Source organism: Halopseudomonas sp., from assembly GCF_036961105.1.
Lineage (GTDB): Bacteria > Pseudomonadota > Gammaproteobacteria > Pseudomonadales > Pseudomonadaceae > Halopseudomonas.
In genome coordinates this window covers 124247-148699 of record NZ_JBALWW010000008.1, presented here as the reverse complement: position 1 = coordinate 148699, position 24453 = coordinate 124247, and the positions used below count along the sequence as shown (strand labels likewise).

General features: G+C 60.3%; 28 protein-coding genes. 12 read left to right on the top strand and 16 right to left on the bottom strand.

Annotated elements, in window-relative coordinates; translation table 11 throughout:
- The first annotated feature begins 61 nt into the window (after positions 1-61).
- The gene (gene mltF, locus V7756_RS10470; RefSeq protein ID WP_335610117.1) at positions 62-1504 is read left to right on the top strand and encodes a membrane-bound lytic murein transglycosylase MltF; all 1443 of its coding nucleotides are present in this window, start codon (positions 62-64) and stop codon (positions 1502-1504) included.
- 88 nt (positions 1505-1592) lie between these two features.
- Here the strand turns inward: mltF and tadA are convergent, their stop codons facing one another.
- From tadA to V7756_RS10445, 5 genes are all read right to left on the bottom strand, one after another.
- The gene (gene tadA / locus V7756_RS10465) at positions 1593-2084 is read right to left on the bottom strand and encodes a tRNA adenosine(34) deaminase TadA (RefSeq protein ID WP_335610100.1); all 492 of its coding nucleotides are present in this window, start codon (positions 2082-2084) and stop codon (positions 1593-1595) included.
- Between the two features lie 13 nt (positions 2085-2097).
- Positions 2098-4002, bottom strand: coding sequence for a sulfate adenylyltransferase subunit CysN (gene cysN / locus V7756_RS10460; RefSeq protein ID WP_335610099.1), 1905 nt, complete (start codon positions 4000-4002; stop codon positions 2098-2100).
- A gap of 49 nt (positions 4003-4051) precedes the next feature.
- Positions 4052-4393: a four helix bundle protein gene (locus tag V7756_RS10455; protein ID WP_096003141.1), complete on the bottom strand. Its 342-nt coding sequence runs from the start codon at positions 4391-4393 to the stop codon at positions 4052-4054.
- Positions 4394-4476: 83 nt separating this feature from the next.
- Positions 4477-5409 carry a sulfate adenylyltransferase subunit CysD gene (gene cysD, locus V7756_RS10450; RefSeq protein ID WP_335610116.1) on the bottom strand — a complete coding sequence of 311 codons (933 nt, stop codon included), beginning with the start codon at positions 5407-5409 and terminating at the stop codon, positions 4477-4479.
- 112 nt (positions 5410-5521) lie between these two features.
- Positions 5522-6313 (bottom strand): Nif3-like dinuclear metal center hexameric protein, encoded by a 792-nt coding sequence (locus V7756_RS10445; RefSeq protein ID WP_442908991.1) that lies wholly within the window; start codon positions 6311-6313, stop codon positions 5522-5524.
- Positions 6314-6525: 212 nt separating this feature from the next.
- On the opposite strand from V7756_RS10445, the gene V7756_RS10440 reads away from it, so the two are divergent.
- Complete coding sequence (locus V7756_RS10440) at positions 6526-7665, top strand: S1C family serine protease (RefSeq protein WP_335610098.1); 1140 nt, start codon at positions 6526-6528, stop codon at positions 7663-7665.
- Positions 7666-7706: 41 nt separating this feature from the next.
- Here the strand turns inward: V7756_RS10440 and hisC are convergent, their stop codons facing one another.
- The 10 genes from hisC to V7756_RS10390 form a co-directional block, all read right to left on the bottom strand.
- A complete protein-coding gene (gene hisC, locus V7756_RS10435; protein ID WP_335610097.1) occupies positions 7707-8762 on the bottom strand; it encodes a histidinol-phosphate transaminase in 1056 nt (351 codons plus the stop codon).
- Between the two features lie 110 nt (positions 8763-8872).
- Positions 8873-10183, bottom strand: a complete 1311-nt coding sequence (gene hisD / locus V7756_RS10430; protein WP_335610096.1) for a histidinol dehydrogenase — start codon at positions 10181-10183, stop codon at positions 8873-8875.
- 44 nt (positions 10184-10227) lie between these two features.
- Positions 10228-10869 carry an ATP phosphoribosyltransferase gene (gene hisG, locus V7756_RS10425; RefSeq protein WP_335610095.1) on the bottom strand — a complete coding sequence of 214 codons (642 nt, stop codon included), beginning with the start codon at positions 10867-10869 and terminating at the stop codon, positions 10228-10230.
- Positions 10870-10880: 11 nt separating this feature from the next.
- Positions 10881-12146: a UDP-N-acetylglucosamine 1-carboxyvinyltransferase gene (gene murA / locus V7756_RS10420; protein WP_335610094.1), complete on the bottom strand. Its 1266-nt coding sequence runs from the start codon at positions 12144-12146 to the stop codon at positions 10881-10883.
- A gap of 22 nt (positions 12147-12168) precedes the next feature.
- On the bottom strand, positions 12169-12408 hold the full coding sequence (locus V7756_RS10415) for a BolA family protein (RefSeq protein WP_335610093.1): 240 nt from the start codon (positions 12406-12408) through the stop codon (positions 12169-12171).
- Between the two features lie 67 nt (positions 12409-12475).
- Positions 12476-12799 carry an STAS domain-containing protein gene (locus tag V7756_RS10410; RefSeq protein WP_335610092.1) on the bottom strand — a complete coding sequence of 108 codons (324 nt, stop codon included), beginning with the start codon at positions 12797-12799 and terminating at the stop codon, positions 12476-12478.
- On the bottom strand, positions 12796-13437 hold the full coding sequence (locus V7756_RS10405) for an MlaC/ttg2D family ABC transporter substrate-binding protein (protein WP_335610091.1): 642 nt from the start codon (positions 13435-13437) through the stop codon (positions 12796-12798). The genes V7756_RS10410 and V7756_RS10405 overlap by 4 nt, the downstream gene beginning before the upstream one ends.
- Positions 13438-13463: 26 nt before the next feature.
- A complete protein-coding gene (gene mlaD, locus V7756_RS10400) occupies positions 13464-13928 on the bottom strand; it encodes an outer membrane lipid asymmetry maintenance protein MlaD (RefSeq protein WP_335610090.1) in 465 nt (154 codons plus the stop codon).
- Between the two features lie 19 nt (positions 13929-13947).
- Entirely contained in the window at positions 13948-14727 is a 780-nt protein-coding gene (gene mlaE, locus V7756_RS10395) for a lipid asymmetry maintenance ABC transporter permease subunit MlaE (protein ID WP_442908990.1), read from the bottom strand.
- On the bottom strand, positions 14724-15542 hold the full coding sequence (locus tag V7756_RS10390; RefSeq protein WP_335610089.1) for an ATP-binding cassette domain-containing protein: 819 nt from the start codon (positions 15540-15542) through the stop codon (positions 14724-14726). The genes mlaE and V7756_RS10390 overlap by 4 nt, the downstream gene beginning before the upstream one ends.
- A 214-nt stretch (positions 15543-15756) precedes the next feature.
- Between V7756_RS10390 and V7756_RS10385 the strand changes: the two genes are divergently transcribed.
- From V7756_RS10385 to V7756_RS10340, 10 genes are all read left to right on the top strand, one after another.
- The gene (locus V7756_RS10385) at positions 15757-16728 is read left to right on the top strand and encodes a KpsF/GutQ family sugar-phosphate isomerase (protein WP_335610088.1); all 972 of its coding nucleotides are present in this window, start codon (positions 15757-15759) and stop codon (positions 16726-16728) included.
- On the top strand, positions 16725-17258 hold the full coding sequence (locus tag V7756_RS10380) for a KdsC family phosphatase (RefSeq protein ID WP_335610087.1): 534 nt from the start codon (positions 16725-16727) through the stop codon (positions 17256-17258). The genes V7756_RS10385 and V7756_RS10380 overlap by 4 nt, the downstream gene beginning before the upstream one ends.
- Before the next feature lie 8 nt (positions 17259-17266).
- On the top strand, positions 17267-17836 hold the full coding sequence (gene lptC / locus V7756_RS10375) for an LPS export ABC transporter periplasmic protein LptC (protein ID WP_335610086.1): 570 nt from the start codon (positions 17267-17269) through the stop codon (positions 17834-17836).
- The gene (lptA, locus tag V7756_RS10370) at positions 17823-18410 is read left to right on the top strand and encodes a lipopolysaccharide transport periplasmic protein LptA (protein WP_335610085.1); all 588 of its coding nucleotides are present in this window, start codon (positions 17823-17825) and stop codon (positions 18408-18410) included. The genes lptC and lptA overlap by 14 nt, the downstream gene beginning before the upstream one ends.
- A complete protein-coding gene (lptB, locus tag V7756_RS10365; protein ID WP_335610084.1) occupies positions 18407-19132 on the top strand; it encodes an LPS export ABC transporter ATP-binding protein in 726 nt (241 codons plus the stop codon). Before lptA ends, lptB begins: the two co-directional genes overlap by 4 nt.
- Before the next feature lie 93 nt (positions 19133-19225).
- Positions 19226-20731, top strand: coding sequence for an RNA polymerase factor sigma-54 (locus V7756_RS10360; RefSeq protein ID WP_335610083.1), 1506 nt, complete (start codon positions 19226-19228; stop codon positions 20729-20731).
- 79 nt (positions 20732-20810) lie between these two features.
- Positions 20811-21119, top strand: a complete 309-nt coding sequence (gene hpf / locus V7756_RS10355; RefSeq protein WP_335610082.1) for a ribosome hibernation promoting factor — start codon at positions 20811-20813, stop codon at positions 21117-21119.
- 18 nt (positions 21120-21137) lie between these two features.
- A complete protein-coding gene (gene ptsN / locus V7756_RS10350) occupies positions 21138-21593 on the top strand; it encodes a PTS IIA-like nitrogen regulatory protein PtsN (protein ID WP_335610113.1) in 456 nt (151 codons plus the stop codon).
- 4 nt (positions 21594-21597) lie between these two features.
- The gene (gene rapZ / locus V7756_RS10345; RefSeq protein WP_335610081.1) at positions 21598-22452 is read left to right on the top strand and encodes an RNase adapter RapZ; all 855 of its coding nucleotides are present in this window, start codon (positions 21598-21600) and stop codon (positions 22450-22452) included.
- Position 22453: 1 nt separating this feature from the next.
- Positions 22454-22726 (top strand): HPr family phosphocarrier protein, encoded by a 273-nt coding sequence (locus tag V7756_RS10340; protein WP_335610080.1) that lies wholly within the window; start codon positions 22454-22456, stop codon positions 22724-22726.
- A gap of 315 nt (positions 22727-23041) precedes the next feature.
- On the opposite strand, the gene pmbA is transcribed toward V7756_RS10340, so the two are convergent.
- Positions 23042-24397, bottom strand: coding sequence for a metalloprotease PmbA (gene pmbA, locus V7756_RS10335; protein WP_335610079.1), 1356 nt, complete (start codon positions 24395-24397; stop codon positions 23042-23044).
- Positions 24398-24453 lie beyond the last annotated feature (56 nt).

Below are 24453 nucleotides of genomic sequence, written 5' to 3'. Positions count from 1 at the left end.
GCGCGGCGGCTGAGCAAAGGTCGCGCTATTGCCGCGCGCCACTTTTGCCTATACTGGCGCGATGCATCCCACACCGGCCCGCAAACTTCATTCTCCGGCTTTGGCAGTCGCCCTGTGTGCAGCGCTACTGACGGCCTGTGAAAAAAGCACCCAACTGGAAGATATCCGGGAGGCCGGGGAGTTGCGGGTGATTACCCGCAATACCCCCACCACCTTCTATCAGGACCGCAACGGCGACACCGGCCTGGAATACGAGTTGGCCAAACGCTTTGCCGAAAGCCTGAACCTCGACCTGCAGATGCAGAGCGCCGATACCCTCGAGAGCCTCTACCAGCAGTTGGGCAGCAACAACGGCCCCGATCTGGCCGCTGCCGGCCTGACCGTCAACGCTCAGCGACAGGATCAGGTGCGCTTTGCCAGCCCCTATCTGCAGGTGACGCCGCAGGTGGTTTACCGCCGGGGCGACAAGAAGCCGCGCAGCATAGAAGACCTCTACGGCCAACGGCTGATGGTGCTCAAGGGCAGCACCCTGGCAGACGAGCTACGCGCGTTGCAGGCTGTGCATCCCGAACTGACCTTCACCGAGTCGGACAGCTTTGAGGTGGTGGACCTGCTGCGCCTGGTCAACGACAACGAGATAGACGCGGCGGTGGTCTACTCCAACGAGCTGGTGGTGAACCGAGCGTTTTACCCTGCTGTGAGCGTGGCCTTTGACCTGGGCGCGGAGCAACCCATGGCGTGGGCGCTACAGCAGCGCCCGGACAGTACCCTGCTGGATGCCGTCAACGCGTTCTTTGCCGAGATCAAGGCAGACGGCACCCTCGATCAGTTGATAGAGCGCTTTTATGGCCATTCGGATGTGCTCGATTACGTGGGTGCGCGAGCCTTTGCCGAACACATGCAATCGCGCCTGCCGCGCTACGAGACGTTTCTGCGGCAGGCCGGCGACCAGTACGCGCTGGACTGGCGCCTGCTGGCCGCCATGGCCTATCAGGAGTCGTTGTGGGATGAGACCGCCCGCTCGGCCACCGGGGTGCGCGGTCTGATGATGCTGACGTTGCCCACGGCCAAGTTCGTCGGCGTAACCAACCGGGTTGACCCGCAGCAAAGCATCATGGGCGGCGCACGTTATCTGGTGTGGGTGCGCGATCAGATTTCCGCCGATATTCCCGAGCCCGACCGCACCTGGTTTGCCCTGGCCGCCTACAACGTGGGCCTGGGCCATCTGGAAGACGCTCGCAAGCTAACGGAGAAGGCCGGGCGCGATCCCAACCGCTGGATAGATGTGAAGGATTTTCTGCCACTGCTGCAGAAAAAACAGTGGTACACCCAGACCCGCTACGGCTACGCCCGCGGCTCGGAACCGGTGCACTACGTACAGAACATCCGCCGCTACCACGACATTCTGCAATGGGTGACCCAACCACAATCGGAATCGCGCCAGCAATCTACCGAGCAGTATCTGGCGCCGGGGATTCTCGAGCAGTTGCCCGAAGGGATATAGCGCCGCAGGCGCTCAATCCCTTCAGCGGCAAGCTAAACCAAACACAACACCGTGTTTTTGGTTTAGCTTGCAGCTTGCAGCTTGCAGCTTAAAGCGTGCCGCTTGTAGCTGAGCTGCTGTCATCCTTTTTGCGCCGTTGGCGAAAGAACGATGACAGCAGCTCCCCCGCTTCCTGCGCCAACACTCCGCCTTCCACTTGCATACGATGATTCATCCATGGCTGATCGAGAACCTGCGCGCGACTGACTACGGCGCCAGAGCGAGGCTCCTGGGCGCCGTAGACCAGACGGGCGATACGGCTGTGGATCAGCAGGCCGGCGCACATGGTGCAGGGTTCGAGGGTGACGTAGAGGGTGGTACCGGGCAGGCGATAGTTCTGTTCGGCGCTGGCGGCCTGGCGGATGGCGACCATTTCGGCGTGGGCGCTGGGGTCCTGGCTGCTGATCGGCTGGTTGAAGCCACGACCGATCACCTCGCCGTTACGCACCAGCACGGCGCCGACCGGGACTTCGCCCAGATCGGCAGCGCGCTGCGCCTCGGCCAACGCCAGCCGCATGAAGTCGATATCCGCTGGCGTCATGGCTGTGCTCGCATCAGATCAGCTTGCGCTCACGCAGCAGTCCAACCACCTTGTCGACGCAACCGGCCAGATCCAGCTCGGCGGTGTTGAGCACCAGATCGGCATCGTCTGGCGTTTCGTAAGGGAAGGAGATCCCCGGGATGGTGCCTTCGACATTGGCGGCGTAGATACCGGAGGGGTCACGTGCTTGACACACATCCAGCGGCGTATCCAGATATACCAGCAGGCAGCGCTCACCCAGAATGTAGCGCGCGGTAGCACGGCTTTCTTCGGTGGGTGCAACAAAGGCGCCAATGGCGATCAGGCCGGCGTCGTTCATCTGGCGAGCAATACGCGCGCCCTTGTGCAGATTCTCGGCGCGGCCAGCAGCGTCGGTCGGCAGGCCCTTGCTCAGGTCCTGACGCATTTCCTTGCCGTCCAGCACATAGCAGGCGCGGCCAGCGTCAAACAGGCGGCGCTCCAACGCATAGGCAATGCTGCTCTTGCCGGAGCCGGACAGACCGGTAAAGAGTACGGTTACCGGATCCTGACCAAAGCGCTCGGCGCGCTCGCGCGCGGTCACATGAGCCAGACGGCCGTGCTGCGTGCGGGTGCTCTGGCTCTGCTGGTGCTTGGCGACGATCATGCCGGCACCCACGGTGCCATTGGTCATGCGGTCGATGACGATAAAGGCGCCCGAGGTGTGGTTGCTCTGATAGTCGTCATAGGCGATCGGACGTTCCAGCGACAGCTCGACACGGCCAATCTCGTTTAGCGCCAGCTGCGCAGCGTTCTGATGTTCCAGCGTATTCACATCAATACGATGGTGAATACGGGTAAAGGAGCCGGGGCTGTTGCTGGTGGCACGCTTGATGTCGTACTTGCGGCCGGGCTGCATGGGCTGCTCGGCCATCCACACCAGGGTCGCTTCAAACTGATCACCGATCAACGGGCGGTTGTCGGCGTGGCAAAGTACGTCGCCGCGGGAGATATCGATCTCGTCTTCCAGCGTCAGGGTAACTGCCTGACCGGGGCCGGCCACTTCCAGCTCACCGTCGAAGGTGACGATGGATTTGACCTGGCTGCTCTTGCCGGAGGGCAGCACCACCAGCTCGTCGCCCTTGTGCACCACGCCGGAGGCGATGGTGCCGGCAAAGCCGCGGAAGTTGAGGTTGGGGCGCGTGACCAGCTGCACCGGGAAGCGCAGGTCGGTCATGTTGCGGTCTGCCGATACCTCGACGCTTTCCAGAATCTCCATCAGCGTCTGCCCGGTGTACCAGGGGCTGCGTTCGCTGCGGTTGACCACATTGTCGCCCTTGAGCGCCGACATCGGCACAAAGTGCACGCTGTTGCCATCAAGCAGTTCCAGCCCCTTGGCAAACTCGCGGTAATCGTCGCAGATGTTATCGAAGACGCCCTGATCAAAGTCTTTCAGGTCCATCTTGTTGACCGCGACCACGATGTGCTTGATGCCCAGCAGGGATGCAATGAAGCTGTGCCGCTTGGTCTGGGTCTGCACGCCGTAGCGGGCGTCAATCAGAATGATCGCCAGGTCACAGGTAGAGGCGCCGGTCGCCATATTGCGCGTGTACTGCTCGTGGCCGGGGGTATCGGCAATGATGAACTTGCGCTTGGCGGTGGAGAAATAGCGGTAGGCCACATCAATGGTAATGCCCTGCTCACGCTCGGCCTGCAGCCCGTCTACCAATAGCGCCAGATCCACCTCTTCACCGGTGGTGCCGGACTTCTTGGAGTCACGGGTGATGGCTTCCATGTGATCTTCATAGATCATCTTGGAGTCGTGCAGCAGACGCCCAATCAGCGTGCTCTTACCGTCATCGACGTTACCGCAGGTCAGAAAGCGCAGCAGTTCCTTGCGTTCGTGCTGGCTCAGGTAGGCCAGGATGTCCTGGCTGATCAGATCGGATTGATGCGACATCTATCAAAGCTCCAAGCTGCAAGCTGCAAGCGACAAGCGGCCCCTGCAGCTATTCGGTAATTCGGTTAATCAAGCCTGTCAGCATGCGCGACAGCTCGCGGGTCTCACTGATCCAGTGTGTGGCCAGTGTCAATTCCAGAAACTCTATCTCCTGCCCCACCATCAACTGGGTTCGCACCTCAGCGCATGAGCCCTTGGCGACGCTGAGAAAATACCGCTTCTCGGCGTTACCTCCACGTTCCATCCCCTCGGCAATATTACTGGGAATAGACAGCGCGGCCCGTGTCAGCTGGTTCCGAAACCCGTAATCGGGGCAGTTTGCCAGCGCTCTGTACATGGCAACAGACAACGCCTTTCCACGCTGCCACACTTCAAGCCGTTCGAAATCCATCAGCAACCTCCATGTTGCCTGCTCAAGCAGCCCTCCAACGCGACTCAGCTCAGCTTGTCGCTTGCTGCTTGAAGCTTGCGGCTTTAGAAATAGCCCTGCCGCTTCTTCTCTTCCATCGAGCCAGCGGAGTCATGGTCAATGACGCGGCCTTGGCGCTCGGAGGTTTTGGTCAGCAGCATTTCCTGGATGATTTCCGGCAGCGTGGCGGCGCTGGATTCGACGGCGCCGGTCAGCGGGTAGCAGCCCAGGGTACGGAAGCGGACCATTTTCATTTCCGGAGTCTTGCCATCCAGCGGCATGCGGTCGTCGTCGACCATGATCAGCGAGCCGTTGTATTCAACGACCGGACGTTCGGCGGCGAAGTACAGCGGCACAATCGGAATGCTTTCCAGATAGATGTATTGCCAGATGTCCAGCTCGGTCCAGTTGGACAGCGGGAACACGCGAATGCTTTCGCCCTTGTGCACCTTGCCGTTGTAGATGTTCCACAGCTCGGGGCGCTGGTTCTTCGGGTCCCAGCGGTGGTGCTTGTCACGGAAGGAGTACACACGCTCCTTGGCGCGGGACTTCTCTTCGTCACGGCGCGCGCCACCAAAGGCCGCGTCGAAGCCGTACTTGTCCAGCGCCTGCTTCAGACCCTGGGTTTTCATCACGTCGGTATGCACTGCACTGCCGTGGGTGAAGGGGTTAACGCCTTGGGCAACACCTTCCGGGTTCATATGCACCAGCAGGTCGAGGTCCATTTCCTTGACCATCTTTTCGCGGAACTCGTACATCGCCTGGAATTTCCAGCCGGTATCCACGTGCAAAACCGGGAACGGCAGACGGCCAGGATAGAACGCCTTCCGCGCCAGATGCAGCATCACGGCGGAGTCTTTACCGATCGAATAGAGCATGACCGGGTTCTGGAACTCGGCAGCCACTTCACGAATGATGTGGATGCTTTCCGCTTCCAGTTGCTTCAGATGGGTCAGTTTTTCCAGCATGGTGTACTCACGTTGAACGGGGGAATTCAGATCCCGGGTACAAATTTGGCAAGCATTGTAACAAAGGGAGCTGATTCTAATAAGCGCCGCAACAATACCTATAAGTTATAAAGATATAGCCCGCAGAACGGTTCTGCCCGGTTCAGACTGGGTTGTCCATGTCGATGAACTGGTGTTGCAGACCAAAGTGCTGGGCCAGATGCTCGCCCAGCGCCTGCACCCCGTAGCGCTCGGTAGCGTGGTGCCCGGCCGCATAAAAGTGGATGCCGTTTTCACGGGCGGCATGCACCGTGGGCTCGGAAATTTCACCGGTAACAAAGGCGTCTACCCCCAGCGCTATGGCTTTGTCGATATAGCCTTGCGCAGCGCCTGTGCACCAGGCAATGCGTTTGACCGGTCGCTGATGCCCAGCGATGAACATGGGCTCGCGATGCAATGCTGCGGCCAGCGACTGCGCCAGCTGTTTGCCGCTTTGCGGCTCGTTCAGCTCGCCCTCCAAACCGACCGAACGGGGATTACCCAGTTCCAGCGGGCCGGTAATGCGCCAGCCCAGCAATTTGGCCAACTGCACGTTGTTGCCCAACTCGGCGTGCACATCCAGCGGCAGGTGATAGGCCAGCAGGTTCAGGTCGCTGGCCAGCAAGGCCTTCAGGCGACGCTGCTTGATGCCCACAATTGCCGCGGCTTCGCCCTTCCAGAAATAGCCATGGTGTACCAGAAGCATGTCCGCCCCCGCCGCTGCAGCCGCATCGACCATTGCCTGGCTGGCGGTCACGCCGGTTACGATACGCCGCACCTCTTCCTTGCCCTCGACCTGCAGGCCGTTGGGGCAATAATCCTGAAAGGCGTCCGCCGCCAGCAAGTTGTTGCAGTACTCCACCAGCGTGTTGCGATCTACCATGCCATTCTCCAGAAAACGCAAACCAGCGGTCATTTTCCGACCTTGGCGCAGCAGATACAACAATCGCCCGCCAGCAACTGTATAATCGCTGCCCGCCCCTCTATATAATGCCCGCCATCGTCAGCAGGGAAGGCTTGCGATTGCCGCACGGCCTTAGTGGCTGATATACCTATCAGACAGCAGAAATCGAGCGTAGCCCCGGACAAGGTGCCTGTAGCGCTCCACACACTTCAGGACAGGGTTTGATGAAGAGCTTATTGCGCAATTTGGGCTGGCCGGTGGTTTGTGGCGTATTGCTGGCCTTGGTGATCATGCAGCAATTCCCTCAATGGCTCGGCTTGCCCGCTCACGACATCGTACTGCGTGAGGTCAAGGAGTCGCGCTCGGACATGGGGTTGATCTCCTATGCAGAAGGCGTGGAGCGCGCCGCGCCGGCCGTGGTCAACATTTACACCAGCAAGCAGATTGCCACCAATGGGGCGCAGAGTTTCGACAACCCCAGCGTGCGCGATTATGCAGACTCGCTACCCAATCCCGAGCGCCGCCAATCCAGCCTGGGTTCGGCAGTGATCCTCAACTCAGACGGCTACCTGCTGACCAACAACCACGTTATTGCCGGCTCCGACGAAGTCCTGGTGGCCCTGCAGGATGGCCGCGAAGCCCTGGCCTCACTGATTGGTACCGATCCCGAAACCGACCTGGCGGTGCTCAAGATAGACCTGCCTGACCTGCCGGCCGTCACCATTGATTCGCGCGACCAACAACGGATCGGCGATGTGGTCATGGCCATCGGCAACCCGTTCGGTCTGGGCCAGACGGTGACCATGGGCATCATTAGCGCAACCGGGCGCAACCAGCTCGGGCTCAACACCTATGAAGACTTCATCCAGACCGACGCGGCGATCAACCAGGGCAACTCTGGCGGCGCACTGGTGGACGCCCAGGGCAACTTGATCGGCATCAACACCGCGATCTTCTCCCAGGCCGGCGCAGCCCAAGGCATAGGTTTTGCCATCCCGGTCAAGCTGGCCGTCGAGGTGATGCAGGCCATCATCCAACACGGTCGGGTGATCAGGGGCTGGCTGGGTGTGGAGGTGCAACCACTGACACCGGAGCTGGCAGAATCCTTCGGGCTGGATATCAGCCAGGGCATAGTCGTGGCCAGCCTGTACCGTAACGGCCCCGCCTGGAATGCCGGTTTGCTGCCGGGCGATGTGATTCTGCAGATCGATGGCCAACCTGCTACCAGCGGGCGCCAGGCGATGAACCAGGTGGCCCGGGCCAAGCCGGGCGAGCGCATCAAGCTCGACATACTGCGCAATGGCGAAGAGATGAGCTTCCGCGCAGAAGTCGGCGTACGGCCCAGTTTCCGCGCGGCCAGTTAAGCACGGCTGCCGCGCTCAGCGCACACAGCAGCGCCCTCGCCTCAGAGCAGTTTTTTCAGCGCGTCCAGCAGCGCCTGATTCTGCGCATCGGTGCCTATGGTGATGCGCAGAAACTGATCGATACGTGGCAACTTGAAGTGCCGCACTATCACCTTTTGCTCGCGCAGGCCCTGCGCCAGCTCGGCCGCATCGTGCTGAACGTGACGGGCGAAAACAAAATTCGCCTGCGACGGCAGCACTTCAAATCCCAGCTCGAGTAGCGCCGCGCTCAGCTGATCACGGCTGGCAATGACGGCGTTGCGCGTCTCATCGAACCACTGCTGGTCCTGCATGGCCGCCACCGCACCCGCAATCGCCAGACGGTCCAGCGGGTAGGAGTTGAAGCTGTTCTTGATGCGCTCCAGCGCCTCGATCAGGTCAGGATGGCCCACGGCGAAACCCACCCGCAAGCCTGCCAGTGAGCGCGACTTGGACAGGGTCTGGGTAACCAGCAGGTTGGGGTAGCGATCGACCAGCGCAACGGCTGTCTCACCGCCAAAATCGACATAGGCTTCATCTACCACTACCACCGAATCCGGGCTGCCCTGCACTATCGCCTCAATAGCGGCCAGCGGCAGCCCCACGCCGGTAGGTGCATTGGGGTTGGGGAAAATGATGCCGCCGTTGCGCTGCAGATAATCTGCAGGTGACAGGCAGAAATCATCGTCCAGCGGTTGTGGCGCAGCTTCGATGCCGTAAAGACCGCAATACACCGGGTAGAAGCTGTAGGTGATATCCGGATAAAGCACCGGCAGATCATGCTGGAACAAGCCGTGAAAAATGTGCGCGAGCACCTCATCCGACCCGTTACCCACAAAGACCTGTGCGCTGGTCACCCCATGATAACGCGCGATTCCCGCCTTGAGCGCGTCGGCGTTCGGTGCAGGGTACAACCGCAGGCTATCGTTCAACTCCGCCTGAATGGCAGCAATCACCTTGGGCGATGGCCCGAAGGGGTTTTCGTTGGTGTTGAGCTTGACCAGATTTTCAACCTTGGGCTGCTCACCCGGCACATAAGGCACCAGCGATTTGACGAAGGGACTCCAGAAACGACTCACAGGGGCAATCCTCAATTGAGCTTCAAGCCACAAGCGGCAAGCTACAAGCCAATCCCAAAGCCGGGTAAGGAGCACAGCCTTGCTTGTTGCTTGTTGCTTGTCGCTTGCTGCTAGGTTTTTATGCGGTATTCCGCACTACGCGCATGGGCAGTAAGACTCTCGCCGCGGGCCAGGACGGAGGCGGTTTTGCCGAGTTCGGAGGCGCCGTCGGCTGAGCAGAAAATCACCGAAGAGCGCTTCTGGAAGTCGTATACGCCCAGTGGCGAGGAGAAGCGCGCAGTGCCGGAAGTAGGCAATACGTGGTTCGGGCCGGCGCAGTAATCGCCCAAAGCTTCGGGGGTATAGCGACCCATGAAAATGGCGCCGGCGTGGCGAATCAGCGGCAGCAGCGCATCGGGATCGGCCACCGACAACTCAAGGTGTTCGGGGGCAATGCGGTTGGTCAGCTCGCAGGCCTGCGCCAGATCGTCAACCTTGATCAGTGCGGCGCGATTTTCCAGCGAAACGCGCACGATGGACTCGCGCTCCAGCTCGCCCAGCAAGCGGTTGAGACTGGCCTCTACGGCGTCAAGAAACGCAGCGTCGGGCGAGAGCAGAATGGACTGGGCGTCTTCGTCGTGCTCGGCCTGCGAAAACAGATCCATGGCGATCCAGTCCGGGTCGGTCTGGCCATCGCACACCACCAGAATTTCGGACGGGCCGGCGATCATGTCGATACCCACCTGGCCGAACACTGCGCGCTTGGCAGTGGCCACATAGATATTGCCGGGGCCGACTATCTTGTCTACCCGTGGCACGCTTTCGGTACCGTAGGCCAGTGCGGCAACCGCTTGCGCGCCGCCGATCGTGAAAACCCGATCAACGCCAGCCAGACAAGCCGCCGCCAGCACCAGCTCGTTGATTTCACCACGGGGCGTGGGCACTACCATGACCACTTCAGGTACGCCGGCGACCTTGGCCGGAATCGCATTCATCAATACCGAGGAAGGATAGGACGCCTTGCCGCCTGGCACGTAAAGGCCGGCGCGGTCCAGCGGTGTGATCTGCTGGCCCAGCACGGTGCCATCGGCTTCGGTATAGCGCCAGGACTCCTGACGCTGATGTTCGTGATAGCGCTTGACCCGCTCGGCGGCCACAGCCAGGGCCTCACGCTGCTCGTCGGTAATGCGTTCCAGCGCCTGTTCCAGCCGAGCGCGACCAAGGATCAGGTCAGCCATGCTGTCGACCTGCAACCCGTCGAACCGCGCGGTGTATTCGATCAGTGCTGCGTCGCCACGCTCGCGCACGGCAGCGATGATCTCTTCCACCCGTTGGTTGACCGCCTTGTCGGAGACACCTTCCCAGGCCAGCAAGGCGTCCAGGTGCTGCGCAAAATCGCTCTGATTGGCGTTCAGACGGGCGATTTTAAGCGGCGTACTCATGGGGGTTACCTTCTACGATGGGGGTGGTTGGAACAACTTCAGGCTCAGCTCGCGCGGCGCTCTACCGCAGCGGAAAGCAGATCGATCAGCGCCTTGATGCGGGCATGCTTCATCTTCATGGAAGCCTTGTTGACGATCAAGCGCGAGCTGATTTCGGCAATCATTTCCTGAGGCTCCAGCCCATTGGCGCGCAGGGTGTTGCCGGTGTCGACCACGTCGATGATCTTGTCGGCCAGGCCAACCAGCGGCGCCAGCTCCATGGAACCGTAGAGCTTAATCACATCGACCTGTCGGCCCTGCTCGGCGTAGTAGCGGCGCGCCACATTGACAAACTTGGTAGCGACCTTCAGCCGCCCCTTGGGTTCGGGCGTGTTCACCGGGCCTGCGGTCATCAACTTGCAGTTGGCGATCTTCAGATCCAGCGGCTCGTACAACCCCTGGCTGCCGTACTCCATGAGCACATCCTTGCCGGCCACACCCAGATCAGCCGCACCCAGTTCTACATAGGTGGGCACGTCGGTGGCGCGCACGATGAGCAGACGCACATCCGGATCCGAGGTGGAGAAGATCAGCTTGCGGCTCTTCTCCAGATCTTCAAGCGGCTCGATGCCCGCTTCTTTCAACAGCGGCAGGGTATCGTCGAGGATGCGCCCCTTGGACAGCGCTATGGTCAGACTCTGGCTCATGACTACTCTCGTTATGCCGGCACGCGACGAATGATGCCGCCCAGTGCCTGCAGTTTCTCTTCAATGCATTCGTAGCCGCGATCGATGTGATAGATGCGATCGACCAGCGTGTCGCCCTCGGCTACCAGACCGGCAATGACCAGGCTCGCCGAAGCGCGCAGGTCGGTCGCCATGACTGGAGCACCCTTGAGCTGCTCGACACCGGTGACAATTGCGGTATTGCCCTCGACCAGAATGTGCGCCCCCATGCGGTTCATTTCCTGCACGTGCATGAAGCGGTTTTCGAATACGGTTTCGATCACCGTGCCGGTGCCTTCGGCAACGGTATTCATGGCCACGAATTGCGCCTGCATGTCGGTCGGGAAGGCCGGATACGGGGCAGTACGCAGATTGATGGCACGGGGGCGGTTGCCCTTCATGTCCAGGCCGATCCAGTTCTTGCCGGTTTCGATATGGGCGCCTGCCTCTTCCAGCTTGAGCAACACCGATTCCAGAATCGAGGCGTCGGTATCTTTCACCTTGATGCGACCACGGGTTGCCGCGGCGGCCACCAGATAGGTGCCGGTTTCAATACGGTCAGGCATGACCGAGTAGCGCGCGCCGTGCAGGCGCTCGACCCCGTGAATGGTGATGGTGGCCGTACCGTGACCGGAAATCTGCGCGCCCATGGCGATCAGGCACTCGGCCAGATCCACTACTTCGGGCTCACGCGCGGCGTTCTCGAGCACGGTTTTGCCCTTGGCCAGGGTAGCGGCCATGAGGATGTTCTCGGTGCCGGTCACACTCACGGTATCGAAGAAAAAGTGCGCGCCACGCAGGCCGCCTTCGGGCGCCTGTGCCTTGATGTAGCCACCTTCGACGGTGATGGTCGCGCCCATGGCTTCCAACCCGCGAATGTGCAGGTCCACCGGCCGCGAGCCGATGGCGCAGCCGCCCGGCAACGCCACTTCGGCCTTGCCGAAGTGTGCGACCATGGGGCCCAGCACCAGAATCGAGGCGCGCATGGTCTTCACCAGCTCATAGGGCGCAACCAGCGTGGTAATGCTGGTGGGGTTCACCTCGACGTTCATTTTCTCGTCTACCACCGGCTGCACGCCCATGCGACCGAACAGCTCGATCATGGTGGTAATGTCATGCAGATGCGGCAGGTTGCAGATGGTGACGGCCTCATCGGCCAGCAGCGTAGCAGCCAGGATCGGCAGGGCGGAGTTCTTGGCTCCGGAAATACGAATTTCCCCATCCAGGCGGTTGCCGCCGGTGATGATCAGCTTGTCCATACGGAATCTCTTTCTCCAGACCTCAGGCGCGGTTCGCCCAGGTCTCCTGGGTATAAAACTTCATGGTTACCGCATGGATACGCCCATCGGCAATATAGTCATTGAGCAGCGCATAAATCTGCTGTTGACGCTTGACCGGCGACTGCGCCGCCAGCGCATCACTGATTACGTTGAGCTGAAAGTTGCAGCCCTCGCCCTCTACCATCACCTGGGTATCGGCCAGGCTGGATTCGATCAGTTGTTTGACTTCGCTGGGTTGCATCGTCTGTTTCTCCGTCCAGTAGTCTGCCCTGGGCAGACCACAACCATAAGTGGGAAGCGCGTTGAGCTCAGGCCGCCGAGACTTGCTGCAGCCAGCCGTCCAGCCCGCAAACGGCCGCGATGCTCTGCAACCCCGCAGGAACGCCGCGCAAATGCAGCGCGCGCTCACTCTGCTCGGCCTGCTCGGCGACCCGCAACAGCAGTGACAGGCCGACGCTGTTGACCCGCTGCAGCCCGGAAAGGTCGAGTATGATAGCACCTCTGCCGGCGGCAATCCGCTGCATCAGTTGCTCGCGCAGCGGCAGCACGCTGACAAAATCGAGCACGCCGGTCAGTTGCAGCACACCCTGGTCATCGGCGTGCACACTGGCAGTGGCGGGCTTGTCGCTCACTGATCAACTTCCTTTTTGACCGCTTCCTTGGACTTGGCAACCACACTGCCCCAGTTATCAATCACCGCATCCAGATCATTGCGGTTGGCCTTCATGGCCTGGGCAAACTGATCACGGAACAACAGCCCGATGTTGATACCCTCGACAATCACATTGCGCACTTTCCATTGTCCGTCGATCTCGGTCATGGTGTAAGTGGCGGTGTAAACTTGGCCATCGCTGGCCTTGACCTGCATATCCACGCTGGCGCGATCAGGCCGCGGCTCGCGATTGTTCGGCGGCAGCACGGTGATCTCACCACTCTTGAACTCCAGCAGCGCATTGCCGTAGAACTGCACCATGCTGCGTTTGAAGGTGTCGATGAAACGCTGAACCTGCTCATCCGAGGCACTGCGGCTATAGCGCACTGTCATCACGCTGCTGGCAATGCCTTCAAAATCAACGACCGGATCGAGCACTTCATTCAACCCCTGAAGGAACGCCTCGGGGTCGTTACGATAGGTTTCACGGTTGGCATCCAGCACTGTCATGACCTTGTGCGAGGTATCGTCAACCACTTCCTGGGGCGTGACCGCTGCCTGCACCCACGCTGGCATGCTGATGATCAGGGCCAGCACAAACCGAACTGCTGCACGCATGGTGACTCTCCTATAGGCTACGCAGGTCATTCTTCTTTACTCACGGTATTGAGCAGGAATCGCCCAATCAGTTCCTCCAGCACCAGCGCCGACTGGGTGTCGTAAATCTCCGAGCCGTCGCTCAGCACCTCGTCATCGCCACCAACAGAGATGCCCACATACTTCTCGCCCAGCAGACCGGCGGTCAGAATGGAAGCGGTGCTGTCGGCAGGCAATGTATTGACCTTGCGGTCGATCGCCATATCGACGCGGGCGGCGTAGCGCGTCTTGTCGAACTCGATGGCGGTTACCTGGCCGATGGTCACACCGGACATGGTTATCTTCGCCTTGGGAGTAAGCCCGGCGACGTTGTCAAAATAGGCATGTACGCTATAGGTATTGCCTGCCCCACCGGCGGTCAGCCCACTTACCTTGAGCGCCAATACGGCCAGAGCCAGCAGGCCGGCAATAATAAATACCCCGACAGTCAATTCCAGATTACGGGTACGCATTGGTTATTTCCTTGGCTAATCAGAACATCAAAGCAGTGAGAATAAAATCCAGCCCGAGTACCGCGAGCGAGGCATATACAACGGTGCGCGTGGTGGAGCGGCTGATGCCTTCCGAGGTAGGCTCGCAGTCATAGCCCTGGAACACGGCGATCCAGGTGACCACAAAGGCAAACACCACGGATTTGACCATGCCGTTGAGCACGTCATCGACAAACTCGACCGAGTTCTGCATGTTCGCCCAGTAGGAGCCCGAGTAAACGCCCAGCCAGTCAACCGCTACCAGCGCGCCACCCCAGATACCCACCACACAGAAGATCATCGACAGCAGCGGCATGGAGATAAAGCCCGCCCAGAGGCGCGGCGCGATCACGTACTTCAATGGATCGACGCCAATCATTTCCATGCTCGACAACTGTTCGGTGGCTTTCATCAGGCCGATTTCTGCAGTCAGCGCCGAACCGGCGCGACCGGCAAACAGCAAGGCGGTGACCACCGGGCCCAGCTCGCGCAGCAGCGTCAGCGCGACCATCTGCCCCACTGCCTGCTCCGAGCCATAGCCCACCAGAATATTGTAGCCCTGCAGCGCCAGAACCATGCCGATGAACAGGCCAGAGACGACGATGATAGCGAGCGACAGCACACCTACCGCGTGCAGTTGCTTGAGCAGCAGAGCAAAACCGTTGCCGAAGCGCGCGCGCCCCAGCAACGCATTGAATAGGAATACGCCGGAGCGACCCAAGGCCGAGACGGTATCCAGACCGGCGCGCCCCAACAGGGCCACCTGAGAAACCACACTCACTGCTTGTGCTCCCTGTGCAACAGCTCCGACAAGTATTCGGGCGCCTGGTAATGAAAAGGAACCGGGCCGTCGGGCTCGCCCTGCATGAACTGGCGAATGCGCGGATTGTCCGAATTCATCAGCTCATCCGGCGTACCCTGCCCCAGTACCTGACCATCGCCCACTACATATAGATAGTCGGCGATACTGGCGGTCTCGGCCAGATCGTGCGAAACCACAATACTGGTCAGCCCCAAGGCGTCGTTCAGCAACCGGATCAGGCGCACCAGCACCCCCATGGAAATCGGGTCCTGGCCGACGAAAGGCTCGTCGTACATCATCAATTCCGGATCCAGAGCAATGGCACGAGCCAGCGCCACACGACGCTTCATGCCCCCGGATAACTCATCGGGCATCAACTGCTGGGCGCCGCGCAGACCGACTGCCTGCAACTTGAGCAGGACCAGGTCACGAATCATCTCTTCAGTCAACTGGGTATGAACCCGCAGCGGAAAGGCGACGTTCTCGAACACGTTCAGATCGGTGAACAGCGCGCCACTCTGAAACAGCATGCCCATGTGCTGGCGCGCCGCAAAGAGTTGCTCGCGCCCCAGCTCCGGAATATTCTGACCATTGACCCAGATGGCTCCGCTGTCGGGTCGCAACTGAGCGCCTATCAGACGCAGCAAGGTTGTTTTGCCACAGCCGGAGGGCCCCATGATGCCGGTAACCTTGCCACGCGGAATGCGGATGTCCACGCCATCGAAGATCAGCCTTGAGCCGCGACTAAAGGTAATCTGCTGAAGATCGACGATGTAATCCGAAGAATCGGTCATAGCTGGGAGGTGCTCTTCCTGACTCGCGCCCAGACCTCGGGCACATTGAGCCGCGTAATATATCAGTTACGCCAGTGCAGCCCAAGGTGGGAAACACTCCGTTACCCAATATTGCGCAGCCGGTTGCTCCCCACCAGCCGAAAAGTGGCTCGCTGGTGAGTTACGTCGCACAAACCGCTATACTTCAGCCCTCACTGATTACCGATAAAGCACAATGCCTGATTTTGACTATATTGCCTCCGCGCAGCGCACCATCAGCATGGAACGCGACGCCGTCGACTCGCTGCTGCAGCGCCTTGGCGCCTCCTTCGTGCAGGCCTGCGACACCCTTCTGGCCTGCACCGGCCGCATTGTCGTGACCGGCATGGGCAAGTCCGGGCACATTGGCCGCAAGCTGGCTGCCACGCTTGCCAGTACCGGCACCCCGGCCTTCTTCGTGCACCCCGGCGAAGCCAGCCATGGCGACATGGGCATGATTACCCCGCAGGACGTGGTGATTGCGCTGTCCAATTCCGGCAACACCGCCGAAGTGGTCACCTTGCTGCCGTTGATCAAACGCATGGGTGTGCCACTGATCAGCATCACCGGCAATCCGGCCTCGACCATGGCGCAGGCCGCCATCGCCAACCTGGATACCGCCGTAGCCCAGGAAGCCTGCCCGCTCAACCTGGCCCCTACTTCCAGCACCACCACGGCGTTGGTGATGGGCGATGCCCTGGCCATAGCCCTGCTCGAGGCTCGCGGCTTCAGCGCAGAAGATTTCGCCTTTTCACACCCTGGCGGCAGCCTCGGTCGTCGTCTGCTGTTGCTGGTGGACGACATCATGCACAGCGGCGAGACCATGCCACTGGTCAACCCTGAGACCTCTCTGCGCGATGCCCTGCTGGAAATGACCTGCAAGGGGCTGGGTCTCACCGGCGTGATCGACCAGCACAAACAGCTGGTAGGCATTTTCACGGACGGTGACCTGCGCCGTACGCTGGATCAGAATATCGACTTTCACGCCATGACCATCGCCCAGGTAATGACCCCGCGCAGCAAGACCGCGCGCAGTGGTATGCTCGCCGCCGAAGTGCTTAAGATCATGGAAGATGCCAAGATCAGTGGCCTGTTTGTGGTCGATGCCGAAGGCCAGCCGGTCGGCGCCCTGAACATGCATGACTTGTTGCGCGCAGGAGTAGTATGAACCAGACCCCCACACAGATTGCCGAACGCGCCCGCGCCATCCGCCTGGCGATTTTTGACGTGGATGGCGTACTCACCGACGGCCGCCTGTTCTTCATGCCCGATGGTACCGAGTTCAAGTCGTTCAATACGCTGGACGGTCACGGCATCAAGATGTTGATTGCCAGCGGCGTCGAGGTCGCCATCATCAGCGGGCGCAACTCGCCACTGGTAGAACGCCGCGCCAGTGCACTAGGCATCCAGCATCTGATTCAGGGCCGCGAAGACAAACTCACCGCGCTTGCCGAGCTGCGTGAGCGGGTGGCGGCCGAGATGCACGAGATCGCCTTTCTGGGCGACGACCTGCCCGATCTGCCGGTCATGCGCCGCGTCGGTCTCGGCATGGCGGTAGCCAGCGCCGACAGCTTCGTGCGCAAGCACGCCCACGGAATTACCACTGCCGTAGGGGGTGCCGGTGCCGCCCGCGAGTTCTGCGAGTTGATCATGCAGGCGCAGGGCACCCTTGAAGAAGCCCAGGCGGCCTACCTGTGAAACTCAGCATGCCCCGCTACCTGTTAACCGGCCTGCTGGTATTGCTGGGAGTGGCGCTGGCCCTGAGCATGGGTTACTGGAATATTCGGCCGGCCAGTTTTACCCCCCTTACCGGCGATGCCGAGCAGGCACGCCCGGACTTCTATATAGACAACGCCCGCATCCAGGCACTGAACGAACAGGGCAAGACCGCCTATGAACTCACCACCAGCCACGCAGTTCATCAGGTAGAGGACGGCAGCACCCACTTGCAAGAGCCGAAGCTCCTGTTCTACCGCGGCGAGGACCCTGCTCCCTGGTTGCTGGAAGCGGACGAAGGGCTGGTCACCGAAAAGGGCGACCGGGTCGATCTGCAGAACAATGTGCTATTGCAGCAGGAGCTGGCCAACCAGCCAGCCCGACGCCTGACCACCTCCGCGCTGACACTGTTCCCGGCGCGCGATTATGCCGAAACCGATCAAGACGTTAAAATCGAAGCAGCCCAGAGCCTCACCACCGCCACGGGCATGCAGTTATTTCTCAACGACGGCCGCCTGCAGCTGCTGTCCAAAGTACGAGGCCAACATGAGGTGCGCTAAATCCCTCTTTGTCATGACCCTGGCACTGTGTCCGGTCACCGCCGTGCATGCGTTGCCCAGCGATAGCAGCCAGCCCATTCGCATTCAGGCCAACGCCGCCACCCTGGACGACAAGCGCAACACCGCCGTCTATACCGGCGACGTGATTATCACCCAGGGCAGCATGCGCCTGGCCGGCTCCCGGGTAACCCTGACGCGAGACGCCCAGGGCCAGTTGAACAAGATGGTCACCCAGGGCGGCCCCGCGACTTACCAGCAGACGCAGCAGGCCAACGAGCCGCCGGTCAAGGCGCGCGCGCAGACCATCGAGTACTACGCCGCCGATGAACGCGTGGTGCTGATCGACGACGCCTTTCTGGAGCAGTCTGGCAATACCTTCCAGGGCGACTACGTCAGTTATGACGTGCGCGCCCAGGTAGTCAATGCCGGACGCAACACCAGCACCGGCGCCAGCGGCGCCGAAAGCAACGGCAATGGCCGCATCGAAATCACCATTCAACCGCGCAGCCGCGGCAATGCTGCCCAGCCGCCTGCCGAGCCCGACACTGGCGAAAGCGAGTCAAGCGCACCATGAGCACACTACAAGCCCGACACCTGGCCAAGGCGTACAAGACCCGCCAGGTAGTCAAGGACGTGTCGATCTCCATCGACAGCGGCGAAGTGGTCGGACTACTGGGCCCGAACGGCGCCGGCAAGACCACCTGCTTCTACATGATCGTTGGGCTGGTCAAATCAGATCAGGGCGAGGTCCACATCGATGACAAGAACCTCACCGCCCTGCCTATGCATGGCCGTGCCCGTGAAGGCCTCGGTTACCTGCCGCAGGAGGCGTCGATCTTTCGCAAGCTGACTGTGGCCGCCAACATCATGGCGATCCTGGAAACCCGCAAGGACCTGAATGCCGAAGGCCGCAAGGGCAAACTGGAGTCGCTGCTGCGCGAGTTTCATATTCAGCATCTACGCGACAATCTGGGCATGAGCCTGTCCGGCGGCGAGCGGCGCCGTGCCGAGATCGCCCGCGCACTGGCCACCGATCCCAGCTTTATTCTGCTTGACGAGCCCTTTGCCGGGGTTGACCCGATTTCAGTCAGCGACATCAAACAGATCATTCAGCATCTGAAGGACAAGGGGATTGGCGTACTCATCACCGATCACAACGTCCGTGAGACGCTGGATATCTGCGACAAGGCCTACATAGTCAACGACGGCCACATCATTGCCGAAGGCGACGCCGAGACCGTGCTGGCCGACCAGACGGTGAAGGATGTCTACCTGGGCCACGCCTTCCGGCTATAAAACGGCAAAGGTTTCAGGCATGCTACAAGGCAACATGAGCCAGAGCGGCCTCGATATTGGTTTGACCTAGCGCACAAGGTAATTCGCCACACAATGAAACCCTCGCTCGTCCTCAAGATGGGACAGCAGCTGACGATGACACCGCAGCTGCAACAAGCCATCCGACTGCTGCAACTTTCCAGTCTTGACCTCCAGCAGGAGGTGCAGGAAGCACTGGAGGCCAATCCCATGCTGGAGATGGCCGACGACAGCGATGATGACTACAGCGCCGGCGGCAGTGACAGCAACGACAACGACAGCGATGGCGACCCGACCTCGGTCACAGTGCCTGAGCCGGTCACCCTTGATGCCATTGACCAGCACAGCCAGCCCGACGAGGGCAACTGGAACGAACAGATCCCCAATGAGCTGCCGGTAGACACCCAGTGGGAAGATGTCTATCAGACCTCCGCCAGCTCGCTGCCCAGCCAGGATGAGGAAGACTGGGACTACACTTCGCGTACCGGCACCGGTGAAACCCTGCAGAGTCACCTGGAATGGCAGCTCAACCTGATCCCCATGTCGGAAACCGACTATGAGATCGCCACCGCATTGATCGACGGCATCAATGCCGATGGCTACCTGGAAGAGTCGCTGGAAGACATCCTCGCCTCTATGCCAGCGGAACTGGAAGTGGAGCTGGACGAGGTTGAGATGGTCCTGCACCGTATTCAGCAGTTCGAGCCGGTTGGCGTGGGTGCGCGCGACCTGCGCGAATGCCTGCTGCTGCAGCTGCGCCAGCTACCGGCCGATACACCCATGCTGGAGCAGGCCACCCGCGTGATCCGTGATCATCTGGAACTGCTCGGCAGCCGCGACTTCAGCCAGCTGATGCGTCGCAGCAAGCTCAAGGAGGATCAACTGCGCGATGCAGTGGCGCTGATTCAGACGCTCAACCCCAGGCCCGGCGGCGAGATCGCCTCCGGCGAGCCAGAATACGTGATTCCCGATGTCATTGTGCGCAAGGACAACAACCGCTGGCTGGTCGAGCTGAATCAGGAGTCGGTGCCCAAGGTGCGGGTCAATGGTCAGTACGCCTCCATGGTCCGCCGGGCCGACTCCAGCGAAGACAATACCTACCTGCGCAACCATCTGCAGGAAGCCCGCTGGTTCATCAAGAGCCTGCAGAGCCGCAATGAAACCCTGATGAAGGTCGCCACGCAGATCGTCGAGCACCAGCGCGGCTTTCTCGAGCAGGGCGAAGAGGCGATGAAGCCGCTGGTACTGCATGACATCGCGGAAGCCGTGGGCATGCACGAGTCCACTATCTCGCGGGTAACCACGCAGAAATTCATGCATACGCCGCGTGGCATCTTCGAGCTCAAGTACTTTTTTTCCAGTCATGTGGGCACCAGCGAAGGTGGCGAATTCTCTTCTACCGCCATCCGCGCGCTGATCAAGAAACTGGTTGCAGCAGAAAACCCAAAGAAACCATTGAGCGACAGCAAGATCGCTGGTTTACTGGAAGAACAAGGCATCGAGGTGGCCCGCCGGACCATCGCAAAGTACCGCGAATCGCTCAACATCGCACCTTCGAGCGAACGCAAGAGACTGGTATAAGCCGTCAAGGATCAAGCAGTGGCATCACCGGGTGACATCTGGTCACCCCCGCAACATCAAGCCAATCAGGAGAAGCCGTATGCAACTGAACATTAGCGGTCATCAACTCGATATCACCGACGCACTGCGCGACTACGTCACTGAAAAAATGGCCCGCCTGGAGCGGCACTTTGACAAGATAACCAATGTCCAGGTCACCCTCGAGGTTGAAAAGCTCCGCCAGAAGGCCGAAGCTACCCTGCATGTCGCCGGTGGCGAAGTCGTCGCCCTGGCCGAGAGTACCGACATGTACGCGGCTATCGACCAGCTCACCGACAAGCTTGACCGGCAACTGATCAAGCACAAAGAAAAGCACATCGACCGCCTGCAGGGCGCCAATGACCGTTAACGCGAACCCCACCGCATAATCATGCAAATAGACCATATCTTGACCCCTGACCGCACCTTTTCGGGCGTTCAGGGGGGGTCCAAGAAACGTGTGCTGGAGCTGATCGGCAAGCTGGTTGCCCAGCACACCAACCTTGACCCCGATGCCATATACGAAAGCCTGATAGCCCGCGAAAAGCTGGGCTCTACCGGTTTTGGCAACGGTATTGCCATTCCCCACTGCCGGCTGGGCGATTGTCACCAAGCCATTGGTGCCCTGCTGCAACTGGAAGGGAAAATCGATTTTGATGCGCTGGACGGTCAACCTGTAGACCTCATATTCGTTCTACTGGTACCTCAGGAAGCAACCGATCAGCACCTGCAGATTCTGAAAATGCTCGCCGGCAAGCTGGATCAGGCCGAGCTGCGCGATGCGCTGCGCGCTGCACCCGACGCCCAGAGCCTCTACGACGTCATGACTGCCGGGGACGGCTGAAACAATGCGCCTGGTTGTCGTCAGTGGCCGTTCCGGGTCAGGCAAGAGTACCGCGCTGCACCTGCTGGAAGACAATGGCTTCTACTGCATCGACAACCTGCCAGCCGGGCTGCTGCCGGAACTCGCCCGCCAGGCCAGTGAAGCCGAACTGAGCCTGCCCGCCGTTGCCATCAGCATCGACGCGCGCAATCTGGCCAGCGACCTGCAGCGCTTCCCCGAGCTGCTCAAACAGGTACGCGACGCCGGTGTGCATTGCGAGGTGCTGTTTCTGGCCGCCGCCGATGATGTACTGATAAAGCGCTTCTCGGAGACCCGCCGCAAACACCCCCTCACCGACAATGAGCGTTCGCTGGCCGAGGCTATTGCCCAGGAGTTGCGCATTCTCGAGCCGATCATAGATCTGGCGACGCTGAAAATAGACACCAGCCACCTTAATCTTTACCAACTGCGTGATCAGGTAAAACAGCGCCTGCTTGGCAGTCAGGGCAGCACGCCTTCGGTACTGATCCAATCCTTTGGCTTCAAGCGCGGTGTACCGGCCGATGCCGACATCATCTTCGATGTTCGCTGTCTGCCCAACCCGTACTGGCGGCCAGACATGCGGGCATTCTCCGGACGTGACGAACCTGTGCGCACCTACCTCGACAGCCAGCCCGACGTCGAAGAGATGTATCAGGACATCCGTCAGTTTCTGAAAAAGTGGCTGCCGCGCTACGCTGCCGGCGAGCGCAGTTACATGACTATTGCGATCGGCTGCACAGGCGGCCACCACCGCTCCGTCTACCTGGTAGAGCGGCTGGTAAAAGACCTGGGCACCAGCACCCCCAACCTCCTGATCCGCCACCGCGACCTGCCCTGATATGCCGACCACCCGTATAGAAATCATCAACAAGCTTGGCTTGCATGCCCGCGCCGCTGCCAAATTTGTGGGCGTCGCCAGCCGCTACGGCTGCGAGGTGAAAGTCGGCCAGGACGAAAACCTGCAGGTCGATGGCAAAAGCATCATGCAGGTGATGATGCTGGCCGCCAGCAAAGGCAGCGAAATCTGCATCAGTTGCGAAGGTGAACAGGCCGAAGAGGCGCTGGAGGAACTGCTGGCACTGATCAATGACTATTTTGGGGAAGGGGAATAGCTGCAAGCTGCAAGCTGCAAGCTGCAAGCTGCAAGCTGCAAGCTGCAAGCTGCAAGCGTTATCAGAATGGTGCCTGGGTATTATCCGTCAAGTGGTATTCAGGAAAATGTGCGCTTTAGTCGGCCCTTAACAAGAGACCGACCCACCCTCTCTCAGCAACTGATCTGATGTTCAGTCCGAGGCAAAACCACCATATGCCCTCAGAAATAGTCATTCCCGCGCAGGAAGCGGAGGGGTGCGTATCTGCTTGCAGCTGCTAGTTCGCGTCTTGCGGTTTGCTTGTAGCTTGGAGCTTGCAGCTTGTAGCTGGCGCCGCTAGGCGCCCCCCACCGTCATCCCATCAACCAGCCAGCTGCCAGTGAGGTAGTTGCCGCGACGCTCCAGATCGTTGCCCACGCACCGTAGGTTGGCGTACATGTCGCGCAGGTTTCCGGCGATGGTCACTTCGTTGACGGCATGCTGTATCTCGCCGTTCTCGACCCAGAAGCCGCCGGCGCCGCGTGAATAATCGCCCGTTACGCCGTTAACCCCCTGCCCCATCAGCTCGGTCACCAGAAGGCCGGTGCCCATTTCCTTGAGCAGCGAGTCGAGATCACCTGCATTGCTGATGACCTGCAGGTTATGCACGCCGCCGGCGTTGGCGGTGCTCGGCATGCCCAGCTTGCGCCCGGAATAGGTGGACAATATCCAGCTGCTCAGTTGCCCTTGATCGATAAAGGCCTGCTCTCGCGTGGCCAGACCATCCCCGTCGAAGGTAGCGCTGCCCAACGCGCGCAGTTCGAAGGGCTTTTCCTGCATGGTCATCCAGTCCGGGAAGACCGGCTGCCCCAGCGCATCAAGCAGAAAAGTGGATTGCCGGTAGACTGCCCCGCCGGATATGGCGCCGAGCAGATGCCCAACCAGCCCCACCGCCTGATCGGCGGCAAAGAGCACCGGTACCTTGGCGGTCTTTATCGGTTTGGGATTGAGTCGGGCCAGGGTACGCTCGGCGGCTTTGCGGCCAATCGCCTGTTCACTGGGCAAACGCTCTGGCACGCGGTCCACCGCATACCAGTAATCGCGTTGCATGCCGTGCTCCGAGCCAACAATCAGCACGGCAGCGGCGCTGTGCCGCGAGCCCATGGAGCTCCCGATAAAGCCGTGACTATTACCATAGACTCGGCAACCCTGCTGAGTACTGACCTGGGCGCTGTCGGTAGTCAGGCGCGAATCCACTTCCAGCGCTGCGGCCTCCAATGCCAGGGCTTTATCGATGGCAGCTTCGGCGCTGATCTCCCAGGGGTGAAACAGGTCAAGATCAGGCATCCGCTGCGCCATCAGCTCGGCCTCAGCCAAACCGGCGCAAGGATCTTCAGAGGCATGCTTGGCAATGATCAGCGCGGTTTCCACCGCCTTGCGTATCGCCTCATCCGAGTTATCGGAGGTGCTCACCGAGCCCTTGCGTTGGCCCGCATAGAGGGTGATGGCAAACCCCTGGTCGCGGTTGAACTCGACCGTTTCTACCTCGCCCTTGCGTACGCCAACAGACAGACCGGTGTTCTGACTGACGCCGACTTCGCTGGCGGTCGCACCCTGGCGCCGCGCTTCCTCAACGATAAAGGCTACCCGCTGTTCCAGGCTGGTACGCAGGGCTTGCGGATCCTCGGCTTGAGTCGAAATCGGTGTCGTCATATATCCTCCGGAGCAATGTGCCCCATTGTAGCGGTGTTGCGCGGCAGCCGACCACA